Here is a 22,059-nt window from a genome sequence, read left to right on the forward strand (position 1 = left end):
CACCGCTCACTCGCTGTAACGTCGATTGGGTGCGTACCGAACGAAACCTCACCCGGCGTCTGGACCGGGTGTTCGCCAGGCTGGACCGTGAGCCGGAACGACCGGCCCACATCGATGTGCCGAGGATGAGCCGGCACAGGGTCGTTCTGTTCTCGGCGACCCTGGCTTTCTACCTGGCGATCGTGTGGGCCGTGGTGACCACCTCGTGGCTGGTCCGGCTGGACTGGCAGGTCATGTTCTTCCGGCCGTACCAGCAGTGGCCCGAGATCCACGCGTTCCTCGACTACTACGTGGTGCTGGGCCAGCGCGGCCCCACCGCCGTGATGGTCGCGGCCTGGCTCGGCTGGCGCTCCTGGCGGCAGCACACCGTCCGGCCGCTGCTCACCCTGGCCACCTCGCTGCTGCTGCTGAACATCACGGTCGGCGCCGCCAAGATCGGCATGGGACGGCTCGGTCCGCACTACGCCACCGTGATCGGCTCGAACGAGATGGGCATGGGCGGCGATATATTCCCCAGCGGCCACACCGCCAACGCGGTGGTGACCTGGGGAATCCTGGCGTATCTGGCCTCCACCCCGAGAGCGCGCCGCTGGCTGTCGGCCCTCTCCGCGGTCACCTCGCTCGGCGTCGGCCTCACCACCGTCTACCTCGGTACGCACTGGCTGAGCGACGTGCTGCTGGGCTGGGCCGCGGGCCTGCTGATCCTGCTCGCCCTGCCCTGGTTCGAGCCGCTGATCGCCAGGGCGGAACTGGTCCTCTTCGACCTGCGCGACCGCTGGCGCGCGCGCCGCGGCCGGCCCGCGACCGAGCCGGCCGTCCCGGTCACGCCGGTCGTGCTCACCGCGCGCGGCGCGCCGGCCGAACCGCAGGCGATGGCCGAGCAGCCGGCGATGGCCGAGCAACCGGCACCGGCCGAACCGCCGACGCCGGCCCGCGAGCCGGTCTCCGCCACCCGGACCTCCCGTGGCCTGGCGCATCTGGCGCCCGGACCGCACACGGCCCGTTCGGAGCGCACCCCGGTCACCCCGGCGGGCAGCCGTCGCCCGCCGCACGCCGACCGGCTCCCGCACACCGAGCGGCTCCCGCGCGGCACCTCCCAGCCGGCCCGCCCCCTGACCGGCGGCTGACGGCGGGAAACGGCAGCGGGGTTCCGGTACGCACCACCACCCCCGCGCCAGACGGAAGGCCCCGCTCCGGGAAAGAGGAGCGGGGCCTTCGTCGTCCGCGTGCCCGGACCGGCCGGCGGTCAGCCTTTCCAGCAGCGGGACACCCGGCCGTCCCGCACCTCGAAGTTGAGCCGCCCGGCCCGGTACTCCATGGTGATGATCGCGCCCGGCGGCAGCGACCGTACCGTCGACCAGCCGCGCTCCCGAGCGAGCCGCTCGGCGTGCACGGCGTCGAGACCGACGTAGCCGTCCGGACTGTCCTGGGGCTCCGCTGGCGGAGTGGGAATCGGTGCCATGCGGCCACGCTAGTCCCGCACGTCCGGGTAAGAGAAGCGTCCGCCCCCCGTCACACTTCTGTCACAGCCTGCGGACCCGCGTTTTACTCGAACTCCGTCACACGTACGGGGGTTTCCGTTCGGCCTACCGGGGTAATCGAACAGAATTCACGCGTGTCGGATAGCCACTCCGAATTCCCCGGCGGAAAGTGCCGCAGTGGGGATCGGGGCGGGCCCGGGACGCGATTCCCCGCGCAATCCGCCGGGGCGCCACGGCAGCTGACGCCACATAGGAATTTCACGGATTCAGCACACAACCGCCGGACGCCCCCTGCCGGAGCGCACGCCCGGCGGGCATCAGGACGGCGGCCCGCGGGTACGCGTGCCGCGGGCGGCGGCGGGCCCGGGCGCGACGATGCGAAGGGGCGAGCGAGCGATGGGGACCGAGACCGTCGGGACGGCGGCACGACCGGGGTGGCGCGACCGGGGCGGCCGGCTGGTGGTGGACTGGCTCACCACCACCGACCACAAGAAGATCGGCCACCTCTACCTGATCACGGCGTTCGGATTCTTCCTCGCGGGCGGCGTCATGGCGCTGCTGATGCGCGCGGAACTCGCCCGGCCGGGACTCCAGCTGCTGGACAACAACCAGTTCAACCAGATGTTCACGCTGCACGGCACGATCATGCTGCTGCTGTTCGCGACGCCGAGCTTCGCGGGCTTCGCCAACGAGCTGATGCCCTTGCAGATCGGCTCCCCCGACGTCGCGTTCCCCCGGCTGAACATGCTGTCGTACTGGCTGTTCGCGTTCGGCGGGCTGATCGTGCTGGGCTCGCTGATGGTGCCCGACGGGGCGGCCGCCTTCGGCTGGTTCGCCTACGCGCCGCTCAACGACCTCAGGCACTCCCCCAGCGTCGGCGCCGACCTGTGGATCATGGGGCTGGCGCTGGCCGGCTTCGGGACGATCCTCGGCGCGGTCAACTTCGTCGCCACCATCGTCGGGATGCGCGCGCCGGGCATGACGATGTTCCGGCTGCCGATCTTCACCTGGAACACCCTGTTCACGTCGATCATGATCCTGATGGCGTTCCCGGTGCTGGCGGCGGCGCTGCTGGCGCTGGAGTCGGACCGGCGGTTCGGCTCGCACGTGTTCCAGGCGGCGAACGGCGGGGCGCTGCTGTGGCAGCACCTGTTCTGGTTCTTCGGGCACCCCGAGGTCTACATCATCGCGCTGCCGTTCTTCGGGATCATCACGGAGATCATCCCGGTGTTCAGCCGGAAGCCGATCTTCGGCTATCTGACGCTGGTCGGCGCCACGATGGCGATCACCGGGCTGTCGATGGTGGTGTGGGCGCACCACATGTTCGCCACCGGCGCGGTGCTGCTGCCGTTCTTCTCCTTCATGTCGTTCCTGATCGCGGTGCCGACGGGCGTGAAGTTCTTCAACTGGACCGGCACGATGATCAAGGGCTCGCTGTCCTTCGAGACCCCGATGCTGTGGGCGATGGGCTTCCTGGTGACGTTCCTGCTCGGCGGTCTGACCGGGGTGATCCTGGCGTCCCCGCCCATGGACTTCCACGTCACGGACTCGTACTTCGTGGTCGCCCACTTCCACTACGTGGTCTTCGGCACCGTGGTGTTCGCGGTCTTCGGCGGCTTCTCCTTCTGGTGGCCGAAGTTCACCGGCCGGATGCTGGACGAGCGGCTCGGGAAGATCCAGTTCTGGACGCTGTTCACGGGCTTCCACACGACCTTCCTGGTGCAGCACTGGCTGGGCGCCGAGGGCATGCCCCGCCGGTACGCCGACTATCTGGCGGCCGACGGCTTCACCACGCTCAACACGGTCTCCACGATCGGCTCGTTCCTGCTCGGCCTGTCCACGCTGCCGTTCCTGTACAACGTCTGGAAGACCGCCATGTACGGCGAGAAGGTCGAGACCGACGACCCCTGGGGCTACGGCCGCTCCCTGGAGTGGGCGACCTCCTGCCCGCCGCCCCGGCACAACTTCGTCACCCTCCCCCGGATCCGCTCGGAGTCCCCGGCGTTCGACCTGCACCACCCGGAGTACGCGGCCCAGACCCCGCAGCCCGAGCCGAAGCGGCACCAGGCCGGTCCCGAATCCTCCTGACGGCGCGTGCGCCGGGAACACGCCGGGGACAGGGAGGGACACGGACAGCCGCCGCCCTCGTCGGGGCGGCGGCTGTGCGCTGTGGTGTGCCGGACTCAGAGCGCGAGGCGCTGGCCGGGCACGATCAGGTTCGGGTCGTCGCCGATGACGGCCTTGTTGGCGGCGTAGATCCGCTGCCAGGTGGTCCCGTGCCGGGCGGCGATGGTGCTCAGGGTGTCGCCCTCGCGGACGGTGTAGTCACCGTGGGAGGCGCCGCGGTGCGTGGTGGCCGCCGGACGCTCCGGCGCCTTCGCCGGGGCGGACTTCGCCGGGGCGGACTTCGTCGTCGCGCCGCCGCGGGAGGCCGCCGTACCGGAGGACCCGGTGTGGGCCGCGGCCGGAGCGGCTCCGGAGGCTCCGGCCCGGGCCGAGCAGACCGGCCAGGCGCCCCAGCCCTGGGACTGCTGGACCTTGGTGGCGACGGCGATCTGCGCGCTCCTGGAGGCCTGGTCGGCCGTCGGGGCGTAGGCGGAGCCGCCGTACGCGCGCCAGGTCGAGGCGGAGAACTGGAGTCCGCCGTAGTAGCCGTTGCCGGTGTTGATGTGCCAGTTGCCGCCGCTCTCGCACTGGGCGATGCGGTCCCACACTCCGTTGTCCGCCGCGGCGGCGTTGCCGGTCGCGGCCAGCAGTCCCAGCGGGGCCAGCAGGGCGGCTCCGGCGAGTGCGGCCGTCGTACGGCCCTTGCGGGATCCGTCGGGACGGGCGCTCGCGGGACGGGCGGTGTTGCGGGTGGTATCGGCACACTCGGACATGTAGTTCCCTCTCCACGAACCCGGGCTCCCCCAAGGCGGAGCGCGCCTCACCGCGTAGGACCGCGGTTCCTCGCGCCCGCCCCGCCCGCCGTGACCGGAGTCGGCGATGCAGCTCTGCCTGTGCCGGCCGGCGGACGTACCCGAGCGGTGCTCGTTGCACACGGCGGAGGAATGTATGGAGGACGAGCGGCCCGAATCAACCAACTCGTCGTCGCTCCAGGCCAGTTGGGCGTTACCGCAGGTAGCGGCAATTTTCGGTCACCCACTACATGCTCTGATTTCCTGATTTTTCTACCACCCGTCGAGGCGATCTGTGACCCACTTCACCTGCCCAAGTTCCTTGACCGCGCGCGTAATTGACGGTGAGTGGCCGATTCCGCACCCAAGGTGACCGCGTGCGGTGGCCGGTCCGAACCGGTCCGCGTCGGGGCGTGACTCCCACCACAGGACGCCCGTTGTCTTCTTCATGAGCCCGGAACCCCGGGGCTCATCGGCCGGGAGCCACCCGGCCGACCCCAGCACCGCATCCCGAGGGAGCCACCCGTGCCGCGCATGCTCGACGTCAGCGACGACGTACGCGCCGAGATCGGCGACGAAGAAGCCGACCGGCTGCTCGCCGGAGAGAACGCCCCGGGCAGTTACGACTGCACGTCCTGTCGCACCCCGGGCGACTCCGAGCAGGAGCGCACCAGCACCGTTCTGTTCGTCGGCGACGAGACCGCCGTCCTCGCCTTCGCCCACGCCAGCTGTCTGCCCTCGCAGGTCGTCCAGGTGACGGAGGAGCAGTTGCAGGGCGCCGTCCGGTCCATCGGCGCCGTCGGCGGCGACCCGACCCGGGGCGAGCCGCAGAAGGCCGTGCCCGAGCAGGCGGTGCTCGGCGTGACCAGCGGACTCGTCCTGCTCGACGGCGAGTTGCACCCCGCGCTCGTCGTCGAGCCGACCTCGCCGATCGTCCGTCCGGGCACCACCGGGTCCGGCGACGACTTCCTGCCGCTCCTCATCGAGCAGGGCTTCATGCCGGTGACCGAGCTGGCGTCCGTCCCGCCGGTGCTGCACGGCTGGTCCGTCCTGCTGGCCATGGGCCAGCTGCACGCGGTGCTGCAGCCTTCCGCCGCCGGGGGGCAGCCGGTCGCCTGGTGGCAGGCGCACCAGCCGCTGCAGGTGACGGACAGCTGGCGGGCCGCGGCGAACAAGCACCAGCAGGTGCTGCTGTTCGCGGCGCCGGTGGGGTCCATCGGGCGTCAGCCGCGGGAGGACCTGCTGCGGGAGGCGCTGGACAAGGCCGCGGCGGGCGGCAAGCTGGTCGCCGCCGCGCTGCCCCTCGCGGGCACCTGAGCCCCGGTGAGTCCGCCGACCGCATCTCTTTGAAGGCCCGGTCGTTTGGACATACGTGCACGCATACGACACTTCTCCCCGCCGGTCCTTCTCGTCCGTGCCGTCCGCCCGGACGGCGCACGAGCCCTCCGGCGGGCCGTCGGCCACGCCGATCTACGACTCGCTCTACGCGGAGTGGGTCAAGACCTTCCGCACGCTGCCGGGTGACCGCAGCGGCGAGGAGGAGCTGAGGTTCAGCGCCTTCGGGGACCTCCCGGACGGCGCGGGCACGTACGGCGGCCACCGGCCGGGGTCGTTCAGCAGCTCGTACAGCGCCTACAGCGCGGGGGCCTACAGCGCCCGGCAGCAGTCGCAGTGGCAGCGCGTCGGCACCATCGCGGCCGCCCTGCCCCCGGGACAGCGCCGGGGCGCGTGACACGGACGGCAAGGGCGGCCCTGGAGAACCAGGGCCGCCCTGACGCGTCGTACCGCCGTCACTTCTTCTTCGCGCCGCGCTTCTCGCGCACCCGCACCGAGATATGGATCGGGGTGCCCTCGAAGCCGAACTCCTCACGCAGCCGGCGCTCGATGAAGCGCCGGTAGCCGGCCTCGATGAAGCCGGAGGCGAAGAGCACGAACCGCGGGGGCTTGGTGCCGGCCTGGGTGCCGAACAGGATGCGTGGCTGCTTGCCGCCCCGGATCGGGTGCGGGTGGGCCGAGACCAGCTCGCCGAGGAAGGCGTTCAGGCGGCCGGTGGGGACGCGCGTCTCCCAGCCCGCCAGCGCCGTCTCGATCGCCGGGACCAGCTTCTCCATGTGCCGGCCGGTACGCGCCGAGACGTTGACCCGGGGCGCCCAGGCGACCTGGCCCAGCTCGGTCTCGATCTCCCGCTCCAGGTAGTAGCGGCGCTCCTCGTCGAGGGTGTCCCACTTGTTGAAGGCGATGACCATCGCGCGGCCCGCCTCGACCGCCATGCTGATGATCCGCTGGTCCTGCACGGAGATGGACTCGGAGGCGTCGATCAGGACGACCGCGACCTCGGCCTTCTCCACCGCGGCGGCGGTGCGCAGCGAGGCGTAGTAGTCGGCGCCCTGCTGGAGGTGGACCCGCTTGCGGATGCCGGCGGTGTCCACGAACTTCCAGGTCTTGCCGCCGAGTTCGATGATCTCGTCCACCGGGTCGCGGGTGGTGCCCGCCAGCTCGTTGACGACGACGCGCTCCTCGCCGGCCACCTTGTTCAGCAGCGAGGACTTGCCGACGTTCGGGCGGCCGATGAGGGCGATGCGGCGGGGGCCGCCGATCGCGGTGCCGAAGGACTGCTCCGGGGCGCTCGGCAGGACCTCCAGGACGGCGTCGAGCATGTCGCCGGTGCCGCGGCCGTGCAGGGCCGAGACCGGGTGGGGCTCGCCGAGGCCCAGGTTCCACAGGTAGGCCGCGTCGGCCTCGCCGCTCGGGCCGTCGACCTTGTTGGCGCAGAGCACGACCGGCTTGCCGGCCTTGCGCAGCAGCCGGACGACCGCCTCGTCGGTGTCGGTCGCGCCGACCTTGGCGTCGACGACGAAGACGACCGCGTCGGCGGCCTCGATCGCGTACTCGGCCTGCGCGGCCACGGAGGCGTCGATACCGAGGACGTCCTGCTCCCAGCCGCCGGTGTCGACGACCTTGAAGCGGCGGCCGGCCCACTCGGCCTCGTAGGTGACGCGGTCGCGGGTGACGCCCGGCCGGTCCTCCACGACCGCCTCACGGCGGCCGATCATCCGGTTCACCAGGGTCGACTTGCCGACATTGGGGCGGCCGACGACGGCGAGCACGGGCAGCGGACCGTGGCCCGCCGCCTCGATGGCGCCCTCGACGTCCTCGATGTCGAAGCCCTCTTCCGCCGCGAGCTCCATGAACTCCGCGTACTCGGCGTCGCCGAGAGCCCCGTGCTCGTACTCGTGCGCGTTGTCGTACACGTCCGAGCCGTCGGGCTGGATGTCGTCGTTCATGAAGTCCGTACCTCGTTCGTTCGTGGTGATCGGTGGACCGCCGTACAGCGGCTGATCCACTACTCAAGTGTCGCCTAGCGCCCGGTCAGGCGCCTGGCGTTTTCCAGGTGGCTGGTGAGCTGCTTCTGGATGCGCTCGGTCGCCTCGTCCAGCGCCCTGCGCGTACGCCGCCCGCTGCCGTCGCCCGCCTCGAACGGGTCGCCGAAGACGACGTCGACGCGGGAGCGCAGCGGGGGCAGCGCCTTTATCAACCGTCCGGGCCGCTCGGCGCTTCCCAGGACGGCCACGGGGACGATCGGCGCCCCGCTGCGGACCGCGAAGTAGGCGAGCCCGGCGCGCAGCGAGGCGAAGTCGCCCTCGCCCCGGGTGCCCTCCGGGAAGATGCCCAGCACTCCCCCGGCCGCCAGCACGTCGAGAGCCTGGCCGATCGCGGTGCGGTCGGCGGCGGCGCGGTCCACCTTCAGCTGGCCGATGCCGGTCAGGAAGGGGTCCAGCGGGCCGATGAAGGCTTCCTTCTTGATCAGGAAGTGCGTCGGCCTGGGTGCCACGCCCATGACCATCGGGCCGTCGATGTTGTGGGAGTGGTTCACGGCGAGGATCACGGGGCCGGTGGCCGGCACCTTCCAGGCGCCGAGCACGCGCGGCCGCCACAGGCCGTACATCAGGCCGACGCCGATGCGCCGCCCGACCTCGGCGCCCCGCTCGGACGCGACCGGCGTACGGCTCACTTCCCGGCCCGCTTCTCCTCGACCAGGGTGACGACGCACTCGATGACCTGGGCGAGGGTGAGCTCGGTGGTGTCCACCTCGACCGCGTCGTCCGCCTTGGCGAGCGGCGAGGTCTTGCGGCTGGAGTCGGCCGCGTCCCGCTTGATCAGGGCCTCGCGGGTGGCGTGGACGTCGGCGCCCTTCAGCTCACCGCTGCGGCGGGCCGCACGGGCCTCCGGGGAAGCGGTGAGGAAGATCTTCAGGTCGGCGTCCGGCAGGACGGTCGTACCGATGTCCCGGCCCTCGACCACGATGCCGTGCTCCGCGGCGGCGGCCAGCGAGCGCTGCAGCTCGGTGATCCGGGCGCGCACCTCGGGCACCGCGCTGACCGCGCTGACCTTGGAGGTGACCTCCTGGGTGCGGATCGGGGCGGCGACGTCGACGCCGTCGACCGTGATGGTCGGGGCGGCCGGGTCCGTGCCGGAGACGATCTCCGGCTTGCCCGCGACGGCGGCGATGGCGGTCGGGTCCTCCAGGTCGATGCCGTTGGTCACCATCCACCAGGTGATGGCCCGGTACTGGGCACCGGTGTCCAGGTAGCTCAGGCCGAGCTGCGCGGCCACGGCCTTCGACGTGCTCGACTTGCCCGTGCCGGAGGGACCGTCGATCGCGACGATCACGGGCTTGGCGGTCGGGGCGGCGCCGTTTTCCACGGGAGGGCACCTTCCTGGTGAAGGGTGGTGGGCGGGGTCCGGGGCGCGAGGGCGCCCCGGACAAGGTTACTGGCTCGCGGGAGCCGCCCTCACCGGGTGTTACTGGCGCAGTGCCCAGCCCCGCTCGCGCAGCGCCTCCTTCAGGGCCGCGGCGGCCTTCGGTTCGACCATGAGCTGCACCAGACCGGCCTGCTGTCCGGTCGCGTGCTCGATCCGGACGTCCTCGATGTTGACCCCGGCCCGGCCCGCGTCCGCGAAGATGCGCGCCAGCTGCCCGGGCTGGTCGTCGATGAGGACGACGACGGTCTCGTACACGCGCGGGGCGCTGCCGTGCTTGCCGGGTACCCGCACCTGGCCGGCGTTGCCGCGGCGCAGCACGTCCTCGATGCCGGCGGTGCCCTCGGTCCGCTTCTCCTCGTCGGAGGACTGCAGGGCGCGCAGCGCGCGGACCGTCTCCTCCAGGTCGGCGGCGACGTCGGAGAGCAGGTCGGCGACCGGGCCGGGGTTCGCGGACAGGATGTCGATCCACATGCGCGGGTCGGAGGCGGCGATCCGGGTCACGTCCCGGATGCCCTGCCCGCACAGCCGTACGGCGGCCTCCTCGGCGTGCTCCAGGCGCGCGGCGACCATGCTGGACACCAGGTGGGGCATGTGGGAGACGAGGGCCACGGCGCGGTCGTGGGCGTCGGCGTCCATGACGACCGGGACGGCCCGGCAGTGCGAGACCAGCTCCAGGGCGAGGTTGAGCACCTCGGTGTCGGTGTCCCGGGTCGGGGTGAGCACCCAGGGGCGGCCCTCGAAGAGGTCGCCGGTGGCGGCCAGCGGGCCGGACTTCTCCCGGCCGGACATGGGGTGGCTGCCGATGTACGCGGTGAGGTCCAGGCCGAGCGCCTCCAGCTCGCGGCGGGGGCCGCCCTTGACGCTGGCGACGTCCAGGTAGCCGCGGGCCACGCCCCGGCGCATCGCGTCGGCGAGCAGCCGGGCCACATGGGCGGGCGGGGCGGCCACGATCGCCAGGTCGACCGGGCCCTCCGGGGCCTCGTCGGTGCCGGCGCCGAGCGCGGCGGCCGTGCGGGCCTGCTCGGGGTCGTGGTCGGCGAGGTGGACGGTGACGCCGCGCTGGGCGAGGGCCAGGGCGGCGGAGGTGCCGATGAGGCCGGTTCCGATGACGAGTGCGGTTCTCACTGGGCGATGTCCTTGCGCAGGGCCGCGGCGGCGCCGAGGTAGACGTGGTTGATGGCGGCGCGGGGCTTGTCCGACTCGATGTGCGCGAGGATCCGCACCACCCGGGGCATGGCGCCCTCGATGTCCAGTTCCTGGGCGCAGATGAGGGGGACGTCCACGATGCCGAGCTTGCGGGCGGCGACGGCCGGGAAGTCGCTGTGCAGGTCGGGGGTGGCCGTGAACCAGATGCTGATCAGGTCGTCGGCGGTCAGTCCGTTCCGCTCCAGGACGGCGGTGAGCAGGGCTCCCACCTGCTCCTCCATGTGTCCGGCCTCGTCCCGCTCCAGTTGGACGGCCCCCCGGACCGCTCGTACCGCCACGGCGCTGCTCCTCGCTGACGTGCGTGTTCCGTTGTTGGTCCGTCCAGCCTAGTCAGCCCGCGCGGGACGGGCGTGCGCCGCTCGCTCGCTGAGACGATGCGGAAGTTCCGGTATCCACCGATATGCACTTCTGTACGGAGGTCTGACATGCCCCAGCCAGCGACACGGCGAACAGTCCTCGCCACGGGCGCCGGTGCGCTCGCCCTGGGATGCGTGGGGTGCGGCGGCGAGGACGGCGGTGCGGCCGCGACGGCGTCGAGGTCGGCGTCGTCGGTGCCCCCCGCCGCCGAAGAGGCGTCCCCCGCCGCGAGGGAGGCGTCCCCCGCCGCGAAGGCGCTGGCGCGGACCAGCGACATCCCTCAGGGCGGCGGCAAGGTGTTCACGAAGGAGAAGGTGGTGGTCACCCAGCCGAAGAAGGGTGACTTCAAGGCCTTCTCGGCGGTCTGCACCCACCAGGGCTGCACGGTGAGCGAGGTGGCGGACGGCACCATCGACTGCCCCTGCCACGGCAGCAGGTTCCGGATCGCCGACGGTTCGGTGGCCCACGGCCCCGCGACCAGGCCGCTGGAGAAGCGGTCGGTCACGGTGGACGGAAACTCGATCCACGTGGACTGAGGCGGCCGCGTACGCTCCGGGGATGCAGCCGCACGACCTCGTACGCGACCACACGGTCTACGCCTGTGTCATGGGCTCCCGCGCCTTCGGTCTGGCGACGGACGCCAGCGACACCGACCGGCGCGGGGTGTTCCTCGCCCCGACCCCGTTGTTCTGGCGGTTCGAGAAGCCGCCGACGCATGCCGAGGGACCGGGCGAAGAGCAGTTCTCCTGGGAGCTGGAACGCTTCTGCGAGCTGGCGCTGCGCGGCAACCCGAACATCCTGGAGTGCCTCCACTCCCCGCTGGTGGAGCACATGGACGACACCGGCCGTGAGCTGCTGTCCCTGCGCGGCGCTTTCCTGTCCCGGCAGGCCTACGACACCTTCACGCGCTACGCCCTCGGCCAGCGCAAGAAGCTCGACGCCGACGTCCGCGCCACGGGCGCCCCGCGCTGGAAGCACGCGATGCATCTGCTGCGCCTGCTGATGAGCGCCCGGGACCTGCTGCGCACCGGCGAGCTGGTGATCGACGTCGGTGAGCAGCGCGAGCCCCTGCTGGCGGTCAAGCGCGGCGAGCTGCCGTGGGCCGAGGTCGAGGCGTGGATGGTCCGGCTGGCGGCCGAGGCCGAGGAGGCCCTGCCGGGCAGCCCGCTGCCGCCGGAGCCGGACCACGCGCGCGTGGCCGGCTTCCTGTACCGGGTGCGCCGGGCCTCAGCCCTCCAGCCGGAGCCGGACCACCAGGTCGTGCAGGGCGTCGTGGGCGCCGGCCGCGTCGGGCAGGGCTGAGCCGGCCTGCGCCTCGTCGAGCACGTCGTGCAGCCGCTCCACGTCGGCCTCGACGCGCTCGCGGTCGACGTCGGCCGTGCCGTGTTCCCGCTCCCGCTTGGCGGCTATCAGCTCGGGCAGGTAGCCGGGCCCGCCGACCTCGTCCAGGAGGGTGGGCAGGTGGGCCTGGACCTCGCCGCTGCGCATGAGGTGGATGCCGGTGAGCAGGACCCGGAAGGTGTAGAGCAGCGGCTTGAGTTCGCCGGTCTTCTCGAACAGCCGCCACTGGGTCACCGCGAACCCGCGGTAGTGGTGGGCGTGGTGGCTGGTGAGGACGCCGGGGGCCAGGGCGGCCAGCTCCCGGTGGGCGTCGGTGGTGTGCACGACCAGGGGCGAGAGCAACTGCTCCAGCACATAGCCGTTGCGGCGGAGCATCAGCCGTACGAATTTGCGCAGGTCGTGGGTGACGAGGTCCAGCTCGACGCCGTACCGGACCCAGGCCCGCGAGCGGGTCTCCTCGGGCTCGCGCAGTCCGACGAGGTCGGCGGCGGGGAGCAGATGGACGCCCCGCAGGTCCACGTCGGAGTCCTGCGAGGGGAAGCCGTACAGGTGGGCTCCCGAGACGGTGGCGAACAGCAGCGGGTCGGGCTGTTCCGCGACCACCGGGGCCAGGTCGATGTCGAGGTCGTCGATCATGGACTAAGCGTCCCAGAGCGCTCCGAGGGCCAACAGGTCGCCTCGGTACTCGATCCGGCCGGCCCAGTCGGCGGGCCAGGCGTCGGCGCCCAGCCAGGCGCCCGCGAAGGCGCCGGTGAGGCAGGCGATGGAGTCGGAGTCGCCGGCGGTGCAGGCGGCCCGGCGCAGCGCGGTGAGGGGTTCGTCGGGGAAGAGCAGGAAGCACAGCAGCCCGGTGGCGAGTGCCTCCTCGGCGATCCAGCCCTCGCCGGTGGCCAGGCAGGGGTCGGTCTCCGGGGACACGGTCCGTACGGCCTCCTGGAGCCGGCCGAGGATCTCCAGGCACTCGTCCCAGCCGCGCGCGATGAAGTGCTCGGGGCCGGGGTCCTGGGACCGGGTCCACAGGTCGCCGAGCCAGGTGTGGTCGTAGCGGGTGCGGTTCCGCAGGGCGTACGAGCGCAGGCGTCCGACCAGTCCGGCCGGGTCGGTGCCCCGGGCGAGCAGGTGGACGGCGTGGGCGGTGAGGTCGGAGGCGGCCAGCGCGGTGGGGTGGCCGTGGGTGAGCGCGGCCTGCAACTGGGCGGCGCCGGCGCGCTGTTCGTCGCTCAGACCGGGGGCGAGGCCGATCGGGGCGACCCTCATGTTGGCGCCGCAGCCCTTGGAGCCGAGCTGGCTGGCGTCCTGCCAGGCGCGGCCCTCCGCCTTCAGCAGCTCGCAGGCCCGCAGACAGGTGTTGCCGGGGGCGCGGTTGTTCTCCGGCGACTGGTACCAGTCCACGAACTCCTCGCGCAGGGGCCGCTCCAGCCGCTCGGGGGCGAGGTGTCCGCGTTCCATGGCCGTGCGCAGGGCTCGCCCGAGGGCGAGGGTCATCTGGGTGTCGTCGGAGACGAGCGCGCGCTCCGACAGCTCCAGCTTCCGCCAGGGCCCGAACACCGACTCGATCAACGGCACGGTCTTGAACTCGGTCGGGTAGCCGAGGGCGTCCCCGAGGGCGAGGCCGAGAAGCGCTCCGGTCGCCGGCTGCTTGGGCATATGCACCATCCCCCTTTATCGTCATCGTGACAATAAAGGGGGATGGTGATCACCGCAAGGCGCTTTAGAGGTCGACTTCCTTCATCAGCATGCCGACCTCGGTGTTCGACAGGCGGCGCAGCCAGCCCGACTTCTGGTCGCCCAGGGTGATCGGGCCGAAGGAGGTGCGCACCAGCTTCTCGACGGGGAAGCCCGCCTCCGCCAGCATCCGGCGCACGATGTGCTTGCGGCCCTCGTGCAGGGTCACCTCGACCAGGTAGTTCTTGCCGGTCTGCTCGACCACCCGGAAGTGGTCCGCGCGCGCGTAGCCGTCCTCCAGCTGGATGCCGTCCTTCAGGCGCTTGCCCAGGTCACGCGGGATCGGTCCGACGATCGCGGCGAGATAGGTCTTCTTCACGCCGTACTTCGGGTGGGTGAGGCGGTGCGCCAGCTCGCCGTGGTTGGTGAGCAGGATGACGCCCTCGGTCTCGGTGTCGAGCCGGCCGACGTGGAAGAGCCGGGTCTCGCGGTTGGTGACGTAGTCACCGAGGCACTGCCGGCCCTCCGGGTCCTCCATGGTGGACACCACGCCCGCGGGCTTGTTCAGCGAGAAGAACTGGTACGACTGGGTCGCGACCGTCAGACCGTCGACCTTGACCTCGTCCTTCTCCGGGTCGACCCGCTTGCCCTGCTCGGTGACGATCTCGCCGTTCACCTCGACCCGGGCCTGGTCGATCAGCTCCTCGCAGGCCCGCCGGGAGCCGTAGCCGGCGCGCGCGAGGACCTTCTGCAGCCGCTCGCCCTCCTGCTCGGCGCCGGGGAAGGTCTTGGGCAGCTTGATGTCCTTCTTGCCCGCGTACCGCTCCCGGTTGCGCTCCTCGACCCGCGTCTCGTACTCGCGCGAGCGCGCCGGGGCCGTACGGCCGCCCTGCTGGGGCCGCTTCGGGCCGCCCTTGGCACCGCCGCGGGCCGCCCCGCCACGTCCGGCCTTGGGGCCGTCCTTGGTGGCCCCGGGGCCCACGTCGTAGCGGCGCTCCTCGGGGCGGGGCTTGCGGGGACGACCCTGCCCCTGCTTCTGGTCCCTGTCGTTGCCGGCACCGCGGTAGTTACCGCGCCCGCCGCTCTTGCCGCTGCCGCTGCTTCGCATCAAGGTTTCCGTCTTAGTCGTCTGCGTCCTGACCGCCGGGCGCGTCGGGCGCGTCCGGGTCGAACGACGGGACCCCCTCCTGGGTCTCGGCCTCGATCGCCTCCGCCTCGGGGAGGAAGGGCGCGAGCTCCGGAAGCTCGTCCAGGCCGCGCAGGCCCATCCGCTCCAGGAAGTAGTTCGTCGTCCTGTACAGGATCGCACCTGTTTCGGGTTCCGCGCCCGCCTCCTCGACCAGACCGCGTTGCAGGAGGGTGCGCATCACACCGTCGCAGTTCACCCCGCGCACGGCGGAGACGCGGCTGCGGCTGACCGGCTGGCGGTAGGCGACGACCGCGAGGGTCTCCAGCGCGGCCTGGGTGAGCCGGGCGGTCTGGCCGTCCAGGACCAGCCGCTCGACGGCCGGCGCGTAGGCGGCGCGGGTGTAGAAGCGCCAGCCGCCGGCGACGAACCGCAGCTCGAAGCCGCGGCCCTGCACGGTGTACTCGTCGGCCAGCTCGCGCAGCGCGTCCGCGATCTGCCGCGTGGGCCGCTCCAGGATCTTCGCCAGGTGCTCCTCGGTCGCGGGCTCGTCCACGACCATGAGCATCGCCTCCAGGGCGGGCTTGAGGTCGAGGTCGGCGGGCTCGCTCATGCCTTCTTCTCCTCCTCGGGCGCCTGTGGCGGCCGGTCGAACTCGTCCGTGACCCTCGGCGTCTCGTCCCCGTCCCCGCCGGTCCAGCGCACCAGCAGCTCGCCGAGGGCGGTCTCCTGGTCGAGGGCGACGGCCTTCTCCCGGTACAGCTCCAGCAGCGCCAGGAACCTCGCCACGACGGTGAGGGTGTCGTCGGTGTCCTCCACCAGCGCCCGGAAACTGACCTCGCCCAGCTCCCGCAGCCGCGCCACCACGATGCCGGCCTGCTCCTGCACGCTGACCAGCGGGGCGTGGATGTGGTCGACGTAGACCTGCGGCTTGGGCCTGGGCTGCATCGCCTTGACCGCGAGTTTCGCGAACCCCTCGGGGCCGATGCTGATGACGACCTCGGGCAGCAGCTCGGCGTGCTCGGGTTCGAGGCCGACGGTACGGGGATACCGCCGGGCCTCCTCGTCGAGCCGCTGGTTGAAGATGTCGGCGATCTGTTTGTACGCGCGGTACTGGAGCAGCCGCGCGAACAGCAGGTCCCGGGCCTCCAGCAGCGCGAGGTCGGCCTCGTCCTCCACCTCGGCGGCGGGCAGCAGCCGGGCGGCCTTGAGGTCCAGCAGGGTGGCCGCGACGACGAGGAACTCGGTCGTCTGGTCCAGGTCCCAGTCGGGTCCCATGGCCCGGATGTGCGCCATGAACTCGTCGGTGACCTTCGACAGGGCGACCTCGGTGACGTCCAGCTTGTGCTTGGAGATCAGCTGGAGGAGCAGGTCGAAGGGGCCCTCGAAGTTCGAGAGGCGGACCTTGAAGACACCGTCGGAGGATTCCTGCGGCGGTGCGGATCCCGGCTCACGTCCGGGAGCCTGCGGCTCGGGTCCGGGCCGCTCCGGTTCGGGCGCCTCGGCGGGTACGGCGACCGGCTCGTCCGGCGCGGCCCCCGGCCCTCGCCCCAGCGCACGCCGACGACCGGCGGATGCGCCGGGGACAGGGGCTCCGTTCGAGGTCATAGCCCCCGCAGGCTACCGTTACCGCCCGCGCAGCCGTCGTACGAGGATGCTCGCGTCCCCGCGGGACTCCAGGTCGGCCAGGACCACGGCCACCGCCTCGCGGACGATCCGCCCGCGGTCCACCGCGAGCCCGTGCTCGCCGCGGAGCACCAGACGCGCGTGCTCCAGGTCCATCAGCTCCTCGGCCGAGACGTAGACGGTGATCTTCTCGTCGTGCCGCTCGCGCCCGCTGGGCCGCCGGGTCGCCGCCCGACCGCGCTTGCGCGGTTGCGCGGCAGCGGCCGCGGCAGAACCTTCCTGCGCCGCCTGACGCCGGGCCGGCCGGGTGCGGGACTCGCCGGCCTCGGCCGGCTCGGCCTCCGCCGCCGCATGCTCCGCGCCCTCTCCGTCACCGCTCTGGACGGGCACCGACTGCGGTGCGTCCTCGGCCGCGGCCACCTCGTCGCTCTCTCCCGCGGGAGCCGGCACCCGGGCCTCGCCGTTGGCCGCGCGGCGGGGCGTGGACGGCTGGAGCGCCATCCCCCCGGTCGTGCGGAACAGTTCGTCGGCCCCGGGCAGACTCACTCGGCGTGACACCGGGCGAGCACCTCCCTGGCGAGCTGGCGGTAGGCGGCGGCACCGACGGAGTTGGAGGCGTACGTGGTGATCGGCTCACCGGCGACCGTGGTCTCCGGGAAGCGGACCGTGCGGCCGATGACCGTGTGGTAGACGTGGTCGTCGAACGCCTCGACCACGCGGGCCAGCACCTCGCGGCTGTGGACCGTGCGCGAGTCGTACATCGTGGCGAGGATGCCGTCCAGCTCCAGCTCGGGGTTGAGCCGCTCCTGGACCTTCTCGATGGTCTCGGTCAGCAGGGCCACGCCGCGCAGGGCGAAGAACTCGCACTCCAGCGGCACGATCACCTTGTGAGCGGCCGTCAGGGCGTTGACGGTGAGCAGACCGAGCGAGGGCTGACAGTCGATCACGATGTAGTCGTAGTCGGGCAGCAGGGGCTTCAGCGCCCGCTGGAGCGTCGACTCGCGCGCGACCTCGGAGACCAGCTGGACCTCGGCGGCCGACAGGTCGATGTTGGAGGGCAGCAGGTCCATGTTGGGGACCGCCGTCTTCAGCAGGACCTCGTCCGCGGACATGCCCCGCTCCATGAGCAGGTTGTAGACGGTGAGGTCCAGCTCCATCGGGTTGACGCCGAGACCGACCGACAGCGCGCCCTGCGGGTCGAAGTCCACGAGCAGCACGCGCCGGCCGTACTCCGCGAGCGCGGCACCCAGGTTGATGGTCGACGTCGTCTTGCCGACGCCGCCCTTCTGGTTGCACATCGCGATGATCGTCGCGGGGCCGTGGTCGGTCAGCGGGCCCGGGATCGGGAAGTACGGCAGCGGGCGTCCGGTCGGGCCGATGCGCTCACGGCGCTGGCGGGCCGCGTCGGGCGCGAGCGTGGCCGCGTACTCGGGATCGGGCTCGTACTCGGCGTCGGGGTCGTAGAAGTGCCCCTCGGGCAGTTCGTCGTAGTCGGCGAATTGGTTGTGGGGCGCGCCACTTCCGTCGCCGGCCATGGCGTTCACGTGATGGCCATCCATGCTCTGGTGTGCTGTCCCGGCCGCCTGCGGACCGGAACTCTGGTGGGCTGCGAAGGTGCGCACAGCTACGGAGCCGACAGCCTCGAATCCCGCGGGGCCCTGGCCCCGTGCAGGCATTCCTGGTTGACCACCCCCGGGAGAAAATGTCGACTCATTCACAAGTCGTCTTACCTCCTTGGTGACCAGGAAACTTCTAGACAAGGTCAGCGTGGCACCATGCCGACGGTTGGCGACTCTATGGCGTGTCGGCGGTCCGCAGCAACACAATCCGCCGGACCCGGCAGGATGTGTCGGCAATGAAACATCTCGCTGTCAAGGGCGTACGGCCGTCGCACAGCAGGTTTCACCGGTGTGCGAATCGGTCGAAGGGTTACGTTCGAGGCGAGTTGACCGAGAGTCGCAAAGTGACCATACACACATCCGGCCGGACCTTGTCGGGCAAGGTCCGGCCGGGTGCGCGGGGTTGACGAGACGTGTTGACGAATCGCCTTTTACCTGTGGGCGACTTAACGACTCACCAGGTCACAGGGGTCAGCCGAGCAGGGACTCCAGCTCGACGTGGTCCAGGCCGTGCGCCTGGGCGACCTCCTTGTAAACGACCTTGCCGTCATGGGTGTTGAGACCCTTGGCGAGCGCGGCGTCGCGGCGCAGCGCCTCCACCCAGCCGTTGTTGGCCAGCGAGACGATGTACGGCAGCGTGGCGTTGGTGAGGGCGTTGGTGGAGGTGTTGGGCACCGCGCCCGGCATGTTGGCGACGCAGTAGAAGACCGAGTTGTGGACCTGGAAGGTCGGCTCGGCGTGCGTGGTGGGGCGGGAGTCCTCGAAGCAGCCGCCCTGGTCGATCGCGATGTCGACAAGAACACTTCCCGGCTTCATGCGGGACACCAGCTCATTGGTGACCAGCTTCGGGGCCTTGGCGCCCGGGATGAGGACCGCGCCGATGACGAGGTCGGCGTCGAGGACGGCCTTCTCCAGCTCGAAGGAGTTGGACATGATCGCCTTGACCTTCGTACCGAAGATCCGGTCGGCCTCGCGCAGCTTGTTGATGTCGCGGTCGAGCAGGGTCACGTCGAAGCCCATGCCGACGGCGATCTGGGTGGCGTTCCAGCCGGAGACACCGCCGCCGATGACGACGCACTTGGCCGGGGTCACGCCCGGGACGCCGCCCGGCAGGACGCCACGGCCGCCGGCCGCGCGCATCAGGTGGTAGGCGCCGACCTGCGGGGCCAGCCGGCCCGCGACCTCGGACATCGGGGCGAGCAGCGGCAGGGCGCGGTTCGGCAGCTCGACGGTCTCGTAGGCGATGGCCGTGGTGCCGGACTCCAGCAGCGCGTCCGTGCACTCCTTGGAGGCGGCCAGGTGCAGGTAGGTGAAGAGGGTCTGGTCCTTGCGGAGGCGGTGGTACTCCTCCGCGATCGGCTCCTTGACCTTCAGCAGCAGATCGGCGGTGGCCCAGACCTCGTCCGCGGTGTCCAGGATGGCGGCACCGGCGGAGACGTACTCCTCGTCCGTGATCGAGGAGCCGAGGCCGGCACCCCGCTCGATGACGACCTGGTGGCCGTTGCGCACCAGCTCGTGCACACCGGCGGGGGTGATGGCCACCCGGAACTCGTTGTTCTTGACCTCGCGGGGGATGCCGACCTTCACGTCGATCACGGTCCTTGGCTCAGAGGGTATGGGGGTGCAATAAAGACGTACCCAGACATGCGGGGGCATACCGGGAGACACCGCAGGAGAACGTGCGGCAGAGCCAGTCTAATGAAGGTGTTCCCGCTGTCTAGCCTTTCATTGCATCAATCTTCGCTGGATGCAGTACGGATTTCGCAGGCGTTAGGGGCTTGTTCCGGCCTTGCGTCCTCCTCCTGCGGCTCCTCACCCAGCATGCGCTCCGCCGCCGCGCGGTGCAGGCGGGCCGCCGCCGGGTCGCCGAGCCGGTCCAGGGTGTCGGCGAGCCGCAGCTGGAGTGCGGCCTGCAACCGGCGGTCCTCGGCCCGCCGCGCCCACTCCACGGCCTCCTGGCAGGTGCGCAGCGACTCCTCGGGCCGCCCCGCGTACTCCTGCACCCGGGCGATCTCGCTCAACGCCCGTGCGCTGGCGGCGACATCACCGCTCCTGCGGTAGCCGGCCAGGGCGGCCCGCCAGTTCCTGAGCGCCTCGCCGTAGCGCCCGGCGTAGGTGTGCGCGGTGCCGATACGGCCGTACAGCCGGGCGGCCTCCGGGTGCTCCCCCCGGGCCAGCCGCTCGGCCAGCGCCCGGCCGAACCAGTCGGCGGCCCGGTCGTGATCCCCCAGCTCCTGGTAGGCGCCGCCTACGGATTCCATCGCGCGGCCGGTCGCGTACGGGTCGTTCGCCTCGCGTCCGGCGTCCAGAGCGGCCCGGTAGCGGACCAGCGCCTCCCGGGTGCGGCCGGTCTGGGCGTCCAGATCGCCCAGGTTCAGCAGGGCCGCGGCCTTCTCCCGGGGCAGCCCGCGCCGCTCGGCGACGTCCAGGACGAGGCCGTGGACGCCGTACAGGTCCGGGGCGGCGGCCTGCGTGCCGACATGCGCCGCCAGGGCCTTGACCAGCTGGGACATCAGCCGGCGGGCGAGGGTGTCCAGCTCGCCGTCGGCCACCGCGAGGCGCGCGGACGCCAGCAGGGCGGGCCGCCGGATGCGCAGCCAGTCGGCGGCGGCCCGCGGGGTCGGGAAGCGCAGCGCGGGCGGCATGCCGTTCAGCTTCTCGCGGGCCTGCGGGCTGTCCGTCTCGGTGATCGCCCGGCAGGACTGGAGCAGCCGTACCGTCCGCTCCAGCATCCGGGCCCGGGCCAGCTGCAGCTCCGCGGGCCGCTCCTGGCTCTCGGCCAGGGCGCGCAGCAAGGGGTGCAGACAGCCGGGGACCTCGTACTGGGGCAGGGGTGAGTCCACCGTGCGGAGCAGACCGAGGGCGACGAGGTCGTCCAGGGTGGCACGGGCGGCGTCGACCGAGCAGCCGGCCAGCGCCGAGGCGGTGTGCGGGTCGGCCAGGCCGGCCGGGGCCAGGCAGAGCAGTCGCAGTATCCGGGCGGCCGGTGCGGGCAGCTGCTCGTACACGAGCCGGAAGACACGGGACAACGGGGTGCCGTCAGTGCCGTCCGCGCCGCCCTCGGTGTACGCGTGCATCCGCTTGGCGAGGTCGGAGACGGCGGCCTGCGGGCGGGCGGCGAGCCAGCCGCCGGCCAGCACCAGCGCGGCCGGGTGGCCTTGGCAGGCCTCCACCAGGCTCTCCGCCGAGCGCGGGTCGACGGTGATGCGGACCGAGCCGGTGTGCCCGGTGAGCAGTTCCAGCGCGGACTTGGTGTCGAGGCCGCCCAGCGTGCAGGGGCGGACGTCCGCGATGCCGGTGAGCGGGCCCTGGGACACCGCCACGGCCAGGCAGTCCGGGGCGTCCGGGAGCAGCGCGTCGACCTGCTCGGCGCCGGCCGCGTCGTCCAGCAGGAGCAGCATCCGCCGGCCGGCGAGGGCCGCGCGCAGGGCCGCGGCCAGATCGTCCTCGGCGGCTCCGGCGGGGGCGGGCACCCCCAGCGCGGCCAGCAGGTCACGGGCGGCCTGCTCGACGGGCACCGGAGTGCCGCCGGGCTCGCTGAGCCGGGCCCGCAGCACCCCGTCGGGGTAACGCTCGGCGACCTGCCGGACGAGTTCCTCGGCGAGGCGGGTACGGCCGGAACCGGGGCGGCCGGCGATCAGGAGCACACGCGCGCGGGGGGCCTTGCGGCCGGAGAGGGTGTCCAGGCCCGCGCGCTCGATGTCGGCGCGCAGCTCCTTCAACTCCCGGGTACGGCCCAGGAATCGGTTCTCCGAGGCCGGGTGCGCGGACAGTTCCGCACCGTCTGGGTCCACCGCCTGATCCGTCACGGGCCACACTCCCGTCCCACCGCACGCGCAAGCCCGCCGGTGTCTTCCGGTACGGGCGTTGAAGAGCCTAGTTCACGCTCTGCGACGTTCCCGGAGGAGCGCGGCGGACGGGTCGCTCGATCGGATCAGGCGATCGTCACACGAGTGCCCGGACGGGTCGGGCCCACA

General features: G+C 71.9%; 22 protein-coding genes. 6 read left to right on the plus strand and 16 right to left on the minus strand.

Going from position 1 to position 22,059, the window contains the following annotated elements; genetic code table 11:
• Positions 1–29 precede the first annotated feature (29 nt).
• Positions 30–1,127 (plus strand): phosphatase PAP2 family protein, encoded by a 1,098-nt coding sequence (locus ACZ4U1_RS31280; protein WP_467907521.1) that lies wholly within the window; start codon positions 30–32, stop codon positions 1,125–1,127.
• Between the two features lie 119 nt (positions 1,128–1,246).
• Here the strand turns inward: ACZ4U1_RS31280 and ACZ4U1_RS31285 are convergent, their stop codons facing one another.
• Positions 1,247–1,462, minus strand: a complete 216-nt coding sequence (locus ACZ4U1_RS31285) for an I78 family peptidase inhibitor (RefSeq protein WP_189299971.1) — start codon at positions 1,460–1,462, stop codon at positions 1,247–1,249.
• Between the two features lie 415 nt (positions 1,463–1,877).
• On the opposite strand from ACZ4U1_RS31285, the gene ctaD reads away from it, so the two are divergent.
• Positions 1,878–3,569 (plus strand): aa3-type cytochrome oxidase subunit I, encoded by a 1,692-nt coding sequence (ctaD, locus tag ACZ4U1_RS31290; protein WP_467907522.1) that lies wholly within the window; start codon positions 1,878–1,880, stop codon positions 3,567–3,569.
• Between the two features lie 95 nt (positions 3,570–3,664).
• Here ctaD and ACZ4U1_RS31295 read toward each other — a convergent pair whose 3' ends face one another.
• Complete coding sequence (locus ACZ4U1_RS31295) at positions 3,665–4,360, minus strand: LysM peptidoglycan-binding domain-containing protein (RefSeq protein ID WP_467907523.1); 696 nt, start codon at positions 4,358–4,360, stop codon at positions 3,665–3,667.
• Between the two features lie 543 nt (positions 4,361–4,903).
• Between ACZ4U1_RS31295 and ACZ4U1_RS31300 the strand changes: the two genes are divergently transcribed.
• Positions 4,904–5,695: a hypothetical protein gene (locus tag ACZ4U1_RS31300; protein WP_467907524.1), complete on the plus strand. Its 792-nt coding sequence runs from the start codon at positions 4,904–4,906 to the stop codon at positions 5,693–5,695.
• A 55-nt stretch (positions 5,696–5,750) separates the two neighbouring features.
• On the plus strand, positions 5,751–6,110 hold the full coding sequence (locus tag ACZ4U1_RS31305) for a hypothetical protein (protein ID WP_467907525.1): 360 nt from the start codon (positions 5,751–5,753) through the stop codon (positions 6,108–6,110).
• Between the two features lie 58 nt (positions 6,111–6,168).
• Here the strand turns inward: ACZ4U1_RS31305 and der are convergent, their stop codons facing one another.
• The 5 genes from der to aroH form a co-directional block, all read right to left on the minus strand.
• A complete protein-coding gene (gene der / locus ACZ4U1_RS31310) occupies positions 6,169–7,662 on the minus strand; it encodes a ribosome biogenesis GTPase Der (protein ID WP_467907526.1) in 1,494 nt (497 codons plus the stop codon).
• A 74-nt stretch (positions 7,663–7,736) separates the two neighbouring features.
• Positions 7,737–8,390, minus strand: a complete 654-nt coding sequence (locus ACZ4U1_RS31315) for a lysophospholipid acyltransferase family protein (protein ID WP_467907527.1) — start codon at positions 8,388–8,390, stop codon at positions 7,737–7,739.
• Positions 8,387–9,082 carry a (d)CMP kinase gene (gene cmk, locus ACZ4U1_RS31320; protein WP_189299956.1) on the minus strand — a complete coding sequence of 232 codons (696 nt, stop codon included), beginning with the start codon at positions 9,080–9,082 and terminating at the stop codon, positions 8,387–8,389. Before cmk ends, ACZ4U1_RS31315 begins: the two co-directional genes overlap by 4 nt.
• 99 nt (positions 9,083–9,181) lie before the next feature.
• Positions 9,182–10,267, minus strand: a complete 1,086-nt coding sequence (locus tag ACZ4U1_RS31325; protein ID WP_467907528.1) for a prephenate dehydrogenase — start codon at positions 10,265–10,267, stop codon at positions 9,182–9,184.
• Positions 10,264–10,626: a chorismate mutase gene (gene aroH, locus ACZ4U1_RS31330; RefSeq protein WP_467907529.1), complete on the minus strand. Its 363-nt coding sequence runs from the start codon at positions 10,624–10,626 to the stop codon at positions 10,264–10,266. Before aroH ends, ACZ4U1_RS31325 begins: the two co-directional genes overlap by 4 nt.
• Before the next feature lie 147 nt (positions 10,627–10,773).
• Here aroH and ACZ4U1_RS31335 point away from each other — a divergent pair, with 147 nt between their 5' ends.
• Both ACZ4U1_RS31335 and ACZ4U1_RS31340 read left to right on the plus strand, forming a co-directional pair.
• Complete coding sequence (locus ACZ4U1_RS31335) at positions 10,774–11,241, plus strand: Rieske (2Fe-2S) protein (RefSeq protein WP_467907530.1); 468 nt, start codon at positions 10,774–10,776, stop codon at positions 11,239–11,241.
• 22 nt (positions 11,242–11,263) lie between these two features.
• A complete protein-coding gene (locus ACZ4U1_RS31340; RefSeq protein ID WP_467907531.1) occupies positions 11,264–12,007 on the plus strand; it encodes a nucleotidyltransferase domain-containing protein in 744 nt (247 codons plus the stop codon).
• Here the strand turns inward: ACZ4U1_RS31340 and ACZ4U1_RS31345 are convergent.
• From ACZ4U1_RS31345 to ACZ4U1_RS31385, 9 genes are all read right to left on the minus strand, one after another.
• A complete protein-coding gene (locus tag ACZ4U1_RS31345) occupies positions 11,933–12,682 on the minus strand; it encodes a nucleotidyltransferase domain-containing protein (RefSeq protein ID WP_467907532.1) in 750 nt (249 codons plus the stop codon). The two genes, ACZ4U1_RS31340 and ACZ4U1_RS31345, sit on opposite strands and share 75 nt — an antisense overlap.
• A 3-nt stretch (positions 12,683–12,685) precedes the next feature.
• Complete coding sequence (locus tag ACZ4U1_RS31350) at positions 12,686–13,693, minus strand: ADP-ribosylglycohydrolase family protein (protein WP_467907533.1); 1,008 nt, start codon at positions 13,691–13,693, stop codon at positions 12,686–12,688.
• A gap of 64 nt (positions 13,694–13,757) precedes the next feature.
• On the minus strand, positions 13,758–14,819 hold the full coding sequence (locus ACZ4U1_RS31355) for a pseudouridine synthase (protein WP_467907534.1): 1,062 nt from the start codon (positions 14,817–14,819) through the stop codon (positions 13,758–13,760).
• Between the two features lie 13 nt (positions 14,820–14,832).
• The gene (gene scpB, locus ACZ4U1_RS31360; protein WP_467907535.1) at positions 14,833–15,450 is read right to left on the minus strand and encodes an SMC-Scp complex subunit ScpB; all 618 of its coding nucleotides are present in this window, start codon (positions 15,448–15,450) and stop codon (positions 14,833–14,835) included.
• On the minus strand, positions 15,447–16,445 hold the full coding sequence (locus ACZ4U1_RS31365; protein WP_467907536.1) for a segregation and condensation protein A: 999 nt from the start codon (positions 16,443–16,445) through the stop codon (positions 15,447–15,449). The genes scpB and ACZ4U1_RS31365 overlap by 4 nt, the downstream gene beginning before the upstream one ends.
• An 18-nt stretch (positions 16,446–16,463) precedes the next feature.
• A complete protein-coding gene (locus tag ACZ4U1_RS31370) occupies positions 16,464–17,021 on the minus strand; it encodes a hypothetical protein (RefSeq protein ID WP_467907537.1) in 558 nt (185 codons plus the stop codon).
• Positions 17,006–18,139: a ParA family protein gene (locus ACZ4U1_RS31375; protein ID WP_078611716.1), complete on the minus strand. Its 1,134-nt coding sequence runs from the start codon at positions 18,137–18,139 to the stop codon at positions 17,006–17,008. Before ACZ4U1_RS31375 ends, ACZ4U1_RS31370 begins: the two co-directional genes overlap by 16 nt.
• Before the next feature lie 414 nt (positions 18,140–18,553).
• Positions 18,554–19,669, minus strand: a complete 1,116-nt coding sequence (ald, locus tag ACZ4U1_RS31380) for an alanine dehydrogenase (RefSeq protein ID WP_467907559.1) — start codon at positions 19,667–19,669, stop codon at positions 18,554–18,556.
• A 146-nt stretch (positions 19,670–19,815) separates the two neighbouring features.
• Positions 19,816–21,891: a tetratricopeptide repeat protein gene (locus ACZ4U1_RS31385; protein WP_467907538.1), complete on the minus strand. Its 2,076-nt coding sequence runs from the start codon at positions 21,889–21,891 to the stop codon at positions 19,816–19,818.
• Positions 21,892–22,059 lie beyond the last annotated feature (168 nt).

The organism is Streptomyces sp. NPDC028928, from assembly GCF_055564915.1.

Bases quoted from the DNA above. Each gene is read 5' to 3' on its own strand.
- ACZ4U1_RS31285 (WP_189299971.1), bottom strand. From the start codon at position 1,462: ATGGCACCGATTCCCACTCCGCCAGCGGAGCCCCAGGACAGTCCGGAC.
- ctaD (WP_467907522.1), top strand. From the start codon at position 1,878: ATGGGGACCGAGACCGTCGGGACGGCGGCACGACCGGGGTGGCGCGAC.
- ACZ4U1_RS31295 (WP_467907523.1), bottom strand. From the start codon at position 4,360: ATGTCCGAGTGTGCCGATACCACCCGCAACACCGCCCGTCCCGCGAGC.
- der (WP_467907526.1), bottom strand. From the start codon at position 7,662: ATGAACGACGACATCCAGCCCGACGGCTCGGACGTGTACGACAACGCG.
- ACZ4U1_RS31335 (WP_467907530.1), top strand. From the start codon at position 10,774: ATGCCCCAGCCAGCGACACGGCGAACAGTCCTCGCCACGGGCGCCGGT.
- ACZ4U1_RS31340 (WP_467907531.1), top strand. From the start codon at position 11,264: ATGCAGCCGCACGACCTCGTACGCGACCACACGGTCTACGCCTGTGTC.
- ACZ4U1_RS31345 (WP_467907532.1), bottom strand. From the start codon at position 12,682: ATGATCGACGACCTCGACATCGACCTGGCCCCGGTGGTCGCGGAACAG.
- ACZ4U1_RS31350 (WP_467907533.1), bottom strand. From the start codon at position 13,693: ATGCCCAAGCAGCCGGCGACCGGAGCGCTTCTCGGCCTCGCCCTCGGG.
- ACZ4U1_RS31355 (WP_467907534.1), bottom strand. From the start codon at position 14,819: ATGCGAAGCAGCGGCAGCGGCAAGAGCGGCGGGCGCGGTAACTACCGC.
- scpB (WP_467907535.1), bottom strand. From the start codon at position 15,450: ATGAGCGAGCCCGCCGACCTCGACCTCAAGCCCGCCCTGGAGGCGATG.
- ACZ4U1_RS31365 (WP_467907536.1), bottom strand. From the start codon at position 16,445: ATGACCTCGAACGGAGCCCCTGTCCCCGGCGCATCCGCCGGTCGTCGG.
- ACZ4U1_RS31375 (WP_078611716.1), bottom strand. From the start codon at position 18,139: ATGCCTGCACGGGGCCAGGGCCCCGCGGGATTCGAGGCTGTCGGCTCC.